Annotated in this window: 11 protein-coding genes; 3 read left to right on the top strand and 8 right to left on the bottom strand. The window is 37.7% G+C overall.

Annotation, left to right across the window (positions count from 1 at the left end; all coding sequences use genetic code 11):
* Positions 1–89 precede the first annotated feature (89 nt).
* The gene (locus PRO_RS07935; protein ID WP_011125771.1) at positions 90–2,867 is read left to right on the top strand and encodes a DEAD/DEAH box helicase; all 2,778 of its coding nucleotides are present in this window, start codon (positions 90–92) and stop codon (positions 2,865–2,867) included.
* 14 nt (positions 2,868–2,881) lie between these two features.
* Here the strand turns inward: PRO_RS07935 and PRO_RS07930 are convergent, their stop codons facing one another.
* The 3 genes from PRO_RS07930 to PRO_RS07920 form a co-directional block, all read right to left on the bottom strand.
* Positions 2,882–4,279, bottom strand: a complete 1,398-nt coding sequence (locus tag PRO_RS07930) for a class II fumarate hydratase (RefSeq protein WP_011125770.1) — start codon at positions 4,277–4,279, stop codon at positions 2,882–2,884.
* Between the two features lie 64 nt (positions 4,280–4,343).
* Positions 4,344–5,639, bottom strand: a complete 1,296-nt coding sequence (gene purB, locus PRO_RS07925) for an adenylosuccinate lyase (RefSeq protein ID WP_011125769.1) — start codon at positions 5,637–5,639, stop codon at positions 4,344–4,346.
* A gap of 50 nt (positions 5,640–5,689) precedes the next feature.
* A complete protein-coding gene (locus PRO_RS07920; RefSeq protein WP_036892510.1) occupies positions 5,690–5,950 on the bottom strand; it encodes a hypothetical protein in 261 nt (86 codons plus the stop codon).
* A gap of 98 nt (positions 5,951–6,048) precedes the next feature.
* On the opposite strand from PRO_RS07920, the gene PRO_RS07915 reads away from it, so the two are divergent.
* Positions 6,049–6,861: a TlyA family rRNA (cytidine-2'-O)-methyltransferase gene (locus PRO_RS07915; protein ID WP_011125767.1), complete on the top strand. Its 813-nt coding sequence runs from the start codon at positions 6,049–6,051 to the stop codon at positions 6,859–6,861.
* On the opposite strand, the gene PRO_RS07910 is transcribed toward PRO_RS07915, so the two are convergent.
* Positions 6,850–7,188: a P-II family nitrogen regulator gene (locus PRO_RS07910; protein WP_011125766.1), complete on the bottom strand. Its 339-nt coding sequence runs from the start codon at positions 7,186–7,188 to the stop codon at positions 6,850–6,852. The two genes, PRO_RS07915 and PRO_RS07910, sit on opposite strands and share 12 nt — an antisense overlap.
* A 42-nt stretch (positions 7,189–7,230) precedes the next feature.
* Complete coding sequence (locus tag PRO_RS07905; protein WP_011125765.1) at positions 7,231–7,458, bottom strand: hypothetical protein; 228 nt, start codon at positions 7,456–7,458, stop codon at positions 7,231–7,233.
* Between the two features lie 193 nt (positions 7,459–7,651).
* On the opposite strand from PRO_RS07905, the gene queF reads away from it, so the two are divergent.
* The gene (gene queF, locus PRO_RS07900; RefSeq protein ID WP_011125764.1) at positions 7,652–8,059 is read left to right on the top strand and encodes a preQ(1) synthase; all 408 of its coding nucleotides are present in this window, start codon (positions 7,652–7,654) and stop codon (positions 8,057–8,059) included.
* On the opposite strand, the gene PRO_RS07895 is transcribed toward queF, so the two are convergent.
* From PRO_RS07895 to PRO_RS07885, 3 genes are all read right to left on the bottom strand, one after another.
* The gene (locus PRO_RS07895) at positions 8,056–9,345 is read right to left on the bottom strand and encodes a cytochrome c biogenesis protein ResB (protein ID WP_011125763.1); all 1,290 of its coding nucleotides are present in this window, start codon (positions 9,343–9,345) and stop codon (positions 8,056–8,058) included. The two genes, queF and PRO_RS07895, sit on opposite strands and share 4 nt — an antisense overlap.
* A gap of 4 nt (positions 9,346–9,349) precedes the next feature.
* A complete protein-coding gene (locus PRO_RS07890) occupies positions 9,350–10,003 on the bottom strand; it encodes a cytochrome c biogenesis CcdA family protein (RefSeq protein WP_011125762.1) in 654 nt (217 codons plus the stop codon).
* Positions 10,004–10,101: 98 nt separating this feature from the next.
* Positions 10,102–11,340: an FtsW/RodA/SpoVE family cell cycle protein gene (locus PRO_RS07885; RefSeq protein WP_011125761.1), complete on the bottom strand. Its 1,239-nt coding sequence runs from the start codon at positions 11,338–11,340 to the stop codon at positions 10,102–10,104.
* Positions 11,341–11,769: the final 429 nt, after the last annotated feature.

The raw sequence follows: 11,769 nt of genomic DNA, 5'->3' as shown, positions 1-11,769 counted from the left end.
AGGGATTTTTGATATTTCTCATATTGATCCCTTTCTTGAGATAGAAGTATTAGATGAGAGGACTTAATTGTCTCATTAGGATTAGTTAGATGAGCCGGGAGGTGATTAACACGACTTTTGATGATGATTTGGATCTAGAGAATATTTTCCCATTTTCTCTGGATGATTTCCAGCTTGAGGCTATTGATGCTTTGAATCAAGGGCATTCGGTTGTAGTAAGCGCCCCTACTGGGTCTGGTAAGACATTGATTGGTGAATATGCAATTTATCGTGCTCTTTCTCATGGACAAAAAGTTTTTTATACAACACCTTTAAAAGCCCTTTCTAATCAGAAGCTCCGTGATTTTCGTAATCAGTTTGGTTATGCAAATGTTGGTCTTTTGACAGGTGACTTAAGCGTTAATAGAGGAGCAGCAATAACTGTAATGACTACAGAGATCTTCAGAAATATGCTTTATGCAGAAGTAGATGAAAGGGATGATCCATTGGATGAGGTGGAAACAGTTGTGTTAGATGAGTGTCATTATATGAACGATTCCCAACGAGGAACTGTTTGGGAAGAGTCGATCATTCATTGCCCTTCATCTGTTCAACTAGTTGCATTATCAGCAACTGTTGCCAATGCTGGTCAGCTTACAGATTGGATACAGAAGGTTCACGGGCCTACGAAATTGATATTTAGTGACTTTCGCCCAGTTCCGTTAAATTTTAATTTTTGTAGCGCAAAGGGATTACACCCTTTGCTTAATGAGTCTCGAACTGGATTGCATCCCAATTGCAAGGTTTGGAGACCTCCAAAGGGGCAAAAGCGTAAGAGTCGATCTAATAAACCATTGCAGCCAGATGCACCTCCAATCAGTTTTGTGATTGAGAAAATGGCGGAAAGAGAAATGCTTCCTGCTATTTACTTTATCTTTAGTCGTCGTGGTTGTGATAAGGCTGTAAAAGACCTTGGGAAGGTGGATTTAGTTTCTATTAAAGAAAAGAGGATAATTGAAACTCGTCTAAATACATATCTTAAAGAGAATCCAGAAGGAGTCCGCCATGGCATACATGTCGATGCTTTGAAACGCGGAATTGCTTCACACCATGCAGGTGTATTGCCTGCATGGAAAGAGTTGATCGAAGAATTATTTCAGAAAAGTTTGGTGAAGACTGTTTTCGCTACTGAGACCTTGGCAGCAGGAATAAATATGCCAGCTCGTAGTACGGTTATTTCTTCGCTATCTAAACGAACTGAAAATGGTCATAGGCAACTTATGGGTAGTGAATTCTTGCAGATGGCTGGTAGAGCAGGGCGAAGAGGTCTCGATTCACAAGGTGACGTAGTTACTGTCCAAAGTCGTTTTGAAGGTGTTCGTGAAGCAGGTCAGCTTGCAACCTCGGCAGCTAATCCCTTGATTAGTCAATTCACTCCAAGCTATGGGATGGTGCTCAATCTTTTGCAACGTTATGATCTGGAGAAGTCACGGGAATTAGTTCAGCGGAGTTTCGGATGTTATTTGGCTAGCTTAGATTTATTTGACGATGAAGAGCTGCTTGATCAATTACGGGATCAATTAGGTAAACTGCAATCTATTGCAGGTGATGTTCCCTGGAGGGAATTTGAAGTTTATGAGAAACAGAGGAGTCGATTAAAGGAAGAAAGAAGACTACTTAGAATTTTACAGAAACAGGCAGCAGATACTCTTATGAATGAACTTACCTTGGCTTTACAGTTCGTAAGTGTAGGATCTCTCATTAGTTTTAAGATCTCTTCTCTGAAAGGAAGAGTTATACCAGCTGTAATTATCGATAAATATGAGGGAATAAGTAATCTACCTCTACTCTTATGCCTAACTGATGAAAATATATGGATTTTAATTCCTTGTAAGTCTGTCGTGGCGCTTCATACAGAGATGAGTTGCTTAGACGTGAAGTCTGTTGTTGCACCAACTCTTAAGCATATAGGTGAAATAGTATACGGCGATCAATATAGTCATGATATCTCTATGGTTGTCGCTCAGACTGCCAAGATACATGATATGGTTACACCCCAATATGATCTTGCTGGCGAGGTTTTAGTTCAAGCGAATTTAGTAAAAGAATTGGAAGAATATTTGATTAAATTACCTGCCCATCAATGGGGTGATCGAAAAAAATTGAAGAAGCATCGACGAAAAATGGAAGAACTTGAATTTGAAATAAAAGAAAGACAGCAATTGATACATCATCGAGCTAACCGTCATTGGGATACTTTCTTATTGCTAATGGAAATATTGCAATATTTTGGATGCCTTGATGAGCTTGACCATACAGATATAGGTAAAACAGTAAGTGCATTAAGAGGAGATAATGAACTATGGCTGGGACTTGCATTAATGAGTGGCCATTTAGATGAATTGTCACCTTCAAGCTTGGCAGCTGTTCTGCAAGCGATTAGTACTGAGACTAATCGGCATGATTTATGGTCTGGATTTTCCCCGTCACCTGAATCTATGGAAGCCCTAAATGATCTTTCAGGTATTCGCCGTGAATTATTACGTTCTCAAGAGCAGCTGAAGTTAGAAATTCCAGTTTGGTCTGAACCTGAACTAATGGGCTTGGTTGAGAAATGGGCAAACGGAATAACATGGAGCGATTTAATAGCTAATACGTCTTTAGATGAGGGAGATGTTGTTAGAATAATGCGACGTACTATTGATTTGCTCGCACAGTTGCCTTATTGCGTGGCAATAAGTAAACAGCTTAAGAGGAATGCTGCTATTGCTTTAAAAGGACTTAATCGTTTTCCAGTTCGTGAGGCGGAAGACCTTTTAAATAAAGAAATGGAAAGAGAAAATAATTTAAACCCGGCGACTGAAAGATTATCTAAAGATAATAGATAACTAATAAAAATCAGCTAGTTCTCCATACCAGTCATCGACTGTGGATTGACAATACGATCAAAATCGTCTTCGTTAAGATAACCCAATAATTTTGTTGCCTCTTTAAGCGTGATATCTTTTTCATGAGCACATTGTGCAATCTTACTAGCTTTTTCGTAACCGATTATCGGAGTCAAGCTTGTGATAAGCATTAGAGAATTTTGAAGACTGTTCTGGATTTTTTCTAAATTAGGTTCAATTCCTTCTATCATTAAAATACGAGAACTTTTACAAGCACTGCTAAGAAGATCAATACTTTCTAAAAGGTTGAACGCGATTAAAGGTTTGTACGAATTCATTTGTAAATGCCCACCACTACCTGCCATAGTCACGGCTGAATCAAGTGCCATGATTTGCGTGCAAACCATGGCCATTGCTTCGCATTGTGTTGGGTTGACTTTCCCAGGCATTATCGAACTCCCGGGCTCATTTTCTGGAAGCCTTAGTTCTCCTAGCCCTCCTCTTGGCCCACAGGATAAAAGGCGTAGATCATTAACTATTTTAAATAGTGATACAGCTAATAGTTTCAACTGAGACATTGTATGGACTAATGCATCATGGCTTGCCATAATGGCGAACTTGTTTTGTGCTGAAACAAAGGGGCTTCTAGTTGACTTTGCAATCTCAAGAGCAATTTCTTTATCGAATTTTGCTGGTGCATTGAGCCCTGTGCCTATAGCAGTCCCTCCTAACGGAAGAGGGTAAAGTTCATTTAAGCTTTTGTTGAGTCGATTACGAGATGCAATAAGTTGTTCCTTCCATGCGGAGGCTTCTTGCCCCAAGGTTAGCGGCACAGCATCTTGAAGATGGGTACGCCCTGTTTTAATAATGCGATTCCACTTAATAATTTTCTTGTCAAAAGTTTCAATTAATTGATCTAGCTCCGGCAATAAATTCTCTAAGATTTCTTGAACAGTAGCGATTTGAATTGCAGCGGGAAATACATCATTGGTTGATTGTGAGCGATTGACATGATCATTTGGATGCAATGGTTCATGACTACCTAATTTATTGCCATTTAAATGGGATGCAATATTGCTAATTACTTCATTGACATTCATATTTGTTTGTGTCCCGCTTCCCGTTTGCCAAACGCTTAATGGAAACTGTTCATCATGCATTCCATTACTAATTTCGTTACAAGCATTAAGGATGAAATTTTTCCTTTGCTTATCCAGTACTCCTAATCGGCAATTGACTATCGCTGCAGAAGCTTTGATTTGAACAATTGAATATATAAGCTTCATGGGCATTTTATTGTGCCCAATGGCAAAATTAATGAGAGATCTTTGTGTTTGGGCGCCCCATAGCGCTTGATCTGGCACTTTTATAGTGCCCATACTGTCATTCTCTATCCGAAATGATTGAGCCATTTAATTTTCTTTGAAAGACATAATAGTTATTGGTGATTCATAAATTAGATGCTTTGCCTCAGTGCTAAATCTCGAGACGTTCCCATATAACATCGAGATTTAATTGATGTAGTTCTGTACTAAAGCAATCGTTTAGTTGCTCTGCCGAAATTACATCAGTGATTGACTTGTCTAAACTAAGATTAGTTCGAAAGTCACCTGACTCTGTATTCCACGCCGCATGAGCATGTTTTTGTACTAGCCTATAGGCCGTTTCTCGTTGCATGCCACTTTGAACAAGAGCTAGAAGAACCCTTTGACTAAAAACAACTCCTCCATAAATATTCATATTTTTCACCATGTTTTTTGTGTAGATCCCAAGTTCATTTATGACTTCACTCATTTCTCTCAACATAAAATGAAGTGTGATTGAGGTGTCAGGCAACATCATTCTTTCTGTAGAACTATGACTTATGTCTCTTTCGTGCCATAAGGCAACATTTTCTAGAGCAGCAATTACATAACTACGAAGAACTCTTGCTAGACCACTAATGCGCTCACTTCTGATGGGGTTGCGTTTGTGAGGCATAGCAGAACTACCTTTTTGTCCTTTGAAGAACCCTTCTTCTACTTCAAGGACATCAGTCCTTTGAAGATTTCTTATCTCAGTAGCAAATCGGTCTAAGGAGGAACCTATTAGTGCAAGTGTTTGAACATAATTTGCATGTCTATCTCTTGAAATAACTTGTGTGCTTGCTGTGTCTGGTGTCAACCCAAGATGAGCACAAGCAATTCTCTCTATCTCTGGGTCTGTATTGGCATAGGTTCCCATTGCGCCACTGATTTGCCCAACAGAAATATCTTTTTCTAATTGCTCAAGCCTTTCTTCATTCCTGATGGTTTCTGCTAGCCATCCAGCAAGTTTGAAACCAAAAGTTATTGGTTCTCCATGAATTGCATGTGATCTTCCAATCATGATTGTATTTTTATGCTCCTTTGCTTTTGAGCGAATTACATCCTTAAGTATCTTTAGTTCTTTTTTTAGTAGCTTGACTGATGATTTTAATTGCAAAGCTAAGCCAGTATCTAAAACATCACTACTTGTCATCCCAATGTGAATAAAACGTCCAGCATCTCCGATGTTTTCATTTAAATTTGTAAGAAAAGCAATGACATCATGTCGGACTTCTGACTCGATTTCAAGAATCCTTTCCGGACTGAACTGGGCTTTATCTCTTATTTCTTTCATTGCACTTTCGGGGATCTTGCCAAGTTCCAAATTGGCTTGGCATGCAGCAATCTCTACTTCAAGCCAGCTTTGGAACTTGGCATGTTCTGTCCAGATTGCACCCATTTCGGGGAGTGTGTAACGTTCGATCAAAGGATTTTAGATTTTTCAATAAGACAATAGAACTTGAAGTGAGTTCTTGTTTAAGCTGATTTTAGTCGGTGATGTTCCACTTCCCAATGTATACATTGTCCCCAAGTTTGTTGTCTAACTAAGCATCGCCCTCCTTTGCAAGAAATTAATTGAAATGGGGGCAAATCATTGGGATGGTTTTCTATCTTTACAAAACTTCCTGGTCGAAGGAGCTCTAATAGGTTGAAGCTTTGCTCCCTAGGAGCTAAACGAAGGTGCCTTTTAAGAGAATTCCTTCTGAGATGGGAGGATGAAGAGCGTTTGAACGTCACGTCCTTTTTGCTTTTATGACATAGATCCTCTAGTAGATTTTCCAAAATCTCTAAGTTCTGCGGTTTTTATTCGGTTTCTTGTTTGCTTTTATGACGATATGACCAAAAAAAACCGGCTTGATGTTCACTTGCTGACTAAAGGGCTTGCTCCATCAAGGGAACAAGCTCAAAAACTTATTAGAGCTGGCAAAGTTAGAGATGCTGTTGGAAACATTCTTGATAAACCTGGTCAAGAAGTTAGTAAAGAACTTGAGATCATAGTTCAGTCTTCTCCAAGATTTGTTTCCCGCGGTGGTGAAAAATTGGATGCGGCTCTTACTCAATTCCCTATAGAAGTTTCAAAAAGGATTTGTATAGATGCAGGTATTTCAACAGGGGGCTTTACTGACTGTCTTTTAAAGAGAGGAGCATCGCTAGTTTATGGAATTGATGTTGGATATGGACAAATTGCATGGACCCTTAGGAATGACTCCAGGGTTGTTTTGAGAGAAAGAACAAATATACGCTATTTAAAACACTCTGATTTGTATGGCCCTTCAGATCCTTTACCAAGTCTTGCAGTAGCTGACCTTTCATTTATTTCCTTAAGAATTGTTCTCCCAGCAATTAAATCTCTTTTGCAAAAGAGTAAACAAGAGGCGTTGCTTTTGGTTAAACCCCAATTTGAAGTTGGCCCTGAAAGAGTTGGAAAAGGAGGCGTTGTAAGAGATGCTCAGTCTCATATGGACGCATTAAATGCAATCATTGATTTTTCAAGGTCGAAGGATTGGAAGACCAAAGGCGCGATTGCTTCACCTATCAAAGGTCCAGCAGGTAACCATGAATATTTGCTTTGGCTTAGCAATGAAGGAGTTGAGCAAAAACTAAATACAAAAAAATTAGTTGTAGATACTTTGAACTTAAAGAGCTGAATCGTCAGATTCGCCTGTCCGAATTCTTAGAACAGTTTCAATAGAAGAAACGAAAATTTTCCCGTCACCAATTTCTCCTGTTTTTGCAGCTTCTGCAATTGCTTTAATAACTCCATCAACACTTTCATCAGCAACAACAACTTCTATCTTTAGTTTCTGAAGAAATTCAACCGTAAATTCAGATCCTCTGTAACGCTCTACTTGTCCTTTTTGTCGCCCAAAACCCCTAACCTCACTGACCGTCATGCCAACTATGCCAAGATTGACAAGGGCTATTTTTACATCTTCAAGCTTAAAAGGCCTGATAATTGCTTCTATCTTTTTCATGTACAAAACTCAGATTGCATAAATAATTTTAATGAGTTTTCACTAGTTTTTGCTTAAAAATGAAACGGATGGTACTGAATTGAGTATTAATCCAGCTTCCATCGCATCATTAGCAAGCATTTCTGCATTGTCTTTAGTGAGCATTACTTCTTCAGAAGCAATTGCTTCCCATTGACTGGCTTCAAAATGAGTTTGGAGCCAAAGCATTCCATGGATACTGGCAGCTCTTATGTGCGCGTTATCATCGGAGTGAATCAGCAAGATGTCCATGGAAAAATTATCTGTTGCACCTATTAGCGCCTCTAGCGAGAATAATGTTTGTAATTGATGATACATATTTGTGGTTTTAGTTTTAAATTTCCTAAAATTTGCTCCTATTAAGAAAATTAAGGCAAATCTCAGTTGTAAATCTTGTAATTAATCAATAAAGAATTATTTTTTATGTGTAAGCAGTAGGTTTTTTGTGACTATTTCAGAGAAATCAAATGAATCTGAGCTTTATGGAGAGCGATTTATTTCTGATGCAGAGATAGTTTGCTTCCCTAATCCAAGTCCCAATCGGACCTATGAAATCTCAATAGAACTTCCAGAATTTACTTGTCAATGTCCCTTTTCTGGTTATCCAGATTTTGCGATTATTCGATTACTTTATCAACCAGGTGAAAAAGTTCTCGAACTTAAGTCTATGAAACTTTATGTTAATAGTTTTAGGAATAGAAAAATTTCACATGAAGAAGTTGCGAATAAAATGCTCGATGATTTTGTTGCAGCAGCTAATCCTTCTTGGATGCAATTAGAAGCTGATTTCAACCCTCGAGGCAATGTTCATACTGTTGTAAGAGTAAGTCATGGCTTAAAGAACAATTGTTAATCATAAGCTGCTTTTATTATTGAATTGAATTGATTTGCAAAACCGGATAAATTTCTATTAGATAAGCCCCCAATATGCATTAATCTACTTTCCTCTTCTTGAATTATCCAAAGTTGCTTTGTTGAGATAATACTAAATACACTACCAATTAAACTTATAGCAAATCCTAAATAAACAATTGGCACACCAGGATCATACTTTAGAAGTATTCCACTACTTGGAATAACATCAATAATGCTTATTTTAGATGTACCAATCAAAATTGGATTGCCATTAGGCCGCCCTATTCCTGCTGGGTTCCCTTCTTCACTGAAAAATCTTACTGGCCCTTGCTCACTTGAGAGTGTTAGAAGCAAAGGTTTAAGATCACTATCTGGCATCTGAGGTAAAACAATTCCCCAAACTTGATCTCCTAATTCATCTATTTTATTAAGAGGGAATTGTATTTTTGGACTGTTATTTATTTGAATAGTTATTGCTGCTAGTGACCAGTCGGCTTGATAAAGAGTTATGCCTTGAAAGCGTAAAGGATGATTCACACTTATCTCTTCATATATGCTTTTATTAATATTATTGTTATGTAATTCTAGCTTTGATCTAAACTGCTCGGGCTTACCAGTAGGATCTCTATCAATTTTAAAATCAGTCAATTTAACACTTACTTTACTTATTCCATTAGGACTAAGTAGATTTAATGATCGTTCTGGCGCAAGAAATTTTTCTAACCTTTGCCCTTTTAATACTCCATAAGTTGCTCCAATAATTAGTAAAATTAGTCCGAAATGAACTAAAGGTGGGCCTACTCTTCCTATTAGGCCTTTGCGAGCTGCTAAACGAGAAGATTTAATTTTTACTTGCCATCCATTATTTTCTAGATAATTCGCTAAGGGGTTTATTCCATTATCATTCTTCTGGATTCTGAAACTTTGCGATATCGCTAACTTTTGGATTTGTTTAGGCTCTTTATAATCAATCCAATCAATTGCTTTTTTCAGAGATGGCCATTGTCTTTTCCAGCTACAAATAATTAATGAAAAAGATAACCAAGTAAGAAGAAATAAGAACCAAAAACTTGAATAAACATGATCTAATTGTAATTGGAGTAATAAATCTCCATTAATTACTCCAAGAAATCTTGTAACTTCATAATTTTTTAGATAACTTTCTGCTTTTTCTCCTTGCGGTAGTGCAGTCCCAAGTGCACTACCTAGTGCAATTAGAATTAATAAAACAATGGCAACTTTCAGACTTGATAACCAATTAATGATTTTGCGTAAATATTTCATTTTTTCAAGACCATCGTGCAAAGAGACTCAATAATCCAGTGGTTAGAAAGATTACTCCGCTTAAAGATGGGATCCATCTAGTAATTGCCCGTATAGACAAAAATTTTGGAACTGCAGCAGCAGTGGTTCCTGCTAATAGCAAAGGAATTACTTGTCCTGTGCCAAAGCATGTAAGTAGTACGACTCCTGTTGCGGGATTGCCTTTATCAGCTATCCAAGTAAGGAGAACAGCTAAAACAGGAGTCGTACATGGTGAGGCTGCTAAACCAAATGTGAGGCCTGCTGCAATTGGAGCCAATGGTTTTGGTACTTTCCCCAACCAAGTGTCAAATTCAGGAGCATTAGGGAGCTGGAGCTTTAAAAGTCCCAATAAGTTGAGACCCATCAAAATTGTAATTAAGGGAACTATTATTCCTATTTCTGAGGGCAATTGTCCGTAAAGCTTCCCGAACAAACCACTCAGACTTCCTAGTATAACTAGAGAAAGAACAATTCCACTACAAAAGATTAGGCTTCTGATGAAGGGATTTTGTTTTTCGTTGAATCCAGCTAAATATGCAACAGTAACTGGTAAAAGTGATAATGAGCACGGCCCTAGACTTGTTAGGAGACCGCCAGTAAAAATTATTATTAAGGTTAATGGGCCAGGAGATTGCAAACCATGGCTAATTAATTGCTCACTACTGAGAGCTAAATCTGATATAGCAAAATCTAGAAAAGAAATAGAGAAGAGTGGACTGAGTATTTAAATTTTAACTAGTTGAGTTTCTTTTGAACTTTTATTCCTCCAATAAAACCAGTTGACTCTAAAGAACATCTGACTAATAAACTGCCAATAATAAAACTAGAAAGCAATGAGTTCCCTCCATAGCTAATGAACGGTAGAGGAAGTCCAGTTGTTGGCATTGAACCAGAAGTGACTGCTAAATGAAAAATGGATTGTCCAATTAGCATTGTGGAACAACCAATTGCAATTAATTTGGAGTAATTATTGCGACTCCGTAATGAAATTCTTAGGCCTAGAAAGGCAATGAGGATGAAAAACATTATGAGCATAAATGAACCGGCGAAACCAAACTCTTCTGCAAAAACTGCAAAAACAAAGTCTGTATTAAGGAAAGGAAGGTATAGAAGCTTTTGAGTTGAAAGACCATATCCTTCTCCAAATAAACCTCCAGAGCCTATAGCTAAAAGGCTTTGTATTAATTGATATCCATTTCCTTGAGGATCGTCCCAAGGGTTTAGAAATGATGTGACGCGTAAAAGTTGGTATTGATTTGTTGCAATACTGAAAGTTCCAATTGATATTCCTAAGAATGCTGCTGAAAAAAGATTTTTTAGACTGACTCCTGCCGATAGAGCCATCATCCAGATTAGTATTCCTATCAGAGCAGCGGTGCTTAGGTTAGGTTGCTTAAGAATAAGAAGAATTAATGTTCCGAAAAGACTTAGCTCTAAGAACTTCTTGCCGTTATTTAGACGTTCCCATTGTCCAAAAAGATTAGCGGCTTGAAGAATTAAGAAGGGTTTCACCAATTCAGACGGTTGAATCGTTATGGACCCAATAATTAGCCACCGAGAAGAACCATTAATATTACTTCCAAAAACAAGTGTTGCTCCAACTAATAATAAACAAATTAAAAGGCAACTTTTCGACATCTTTAGCCATTTGCGAAGGCTTATTGAGATGGTCAACCAAGCAAATCCCCAACTTGTTAAGAGCCAAATCATTTGACGTTTGATGAAATATGCACCATCTCCCATTTCTTTACTTGCTACCCACCAACTTGCCGAGCCAAGAATAAATAGACCTGAAACACTCCAAAAAATCATAAGGGCTAATAATAATCTTGCCTCAGACGGCCACAGTTCCCATTGAAGAGGTATAAACCTTTGCCAGAATGGAATTATATCTACTTTTCTTGCAAGGTAGTCTTGAGATATCTTTCTAGACAAAGCGCCTCGATCAATCCTTTTAATTGTTGGACTTCTCAAAGTGTTGTGTTAAATGGACTCCTTCTATTGAGACGTTGAAAATGGAATTTGCCAAGTACTTTTCAAAGACAGAATAGTTTTTTGAAACGGATTAGGAAATATTTTTTATGTGATTTGAGCAATAGCTTTAAATTATGTCCCTTTTCAAATATAGATTTGAAAATCAACATTATTTTTTAGTAAGCGTTTTGACCTTTATAAGAAAAGGTTGCTTTTAGATTTTTATAAATTAATAACTGAGGTTTGCCTAAATAATCTATTCTTTAGGAATCATGATTTTCTTCGTCGAGATTCGTGCGTTCATTCGAGAACATCGTAAAAGAAATCAATGTTTTAAGGGGCTTTGAAACTCTATACCAGTTTTTTTACCTGCTGCATGGTAGATTCCGCGGGCCTTTGGAGCATCGGAGCCTTTGCTGGCATCCAGGC

This window comes from Prochlorococcus marinus subsp. marinus str. CCMP1375 (assembly GCF_000007925.1).
Classification (GTDB): domain Bacteria; phylum Cyanobacteriota; class Cyanobacteriia; order PCC-6307; family Cyanobiaceae; genus Prochlorococcus_E; species Prochlorococcus_E marinus.
The sequence above is the reverse complement of the archived record's forward strand: the minus strand, read 5'-3'. Positions and strand labels throughout refer to the sequence as shown.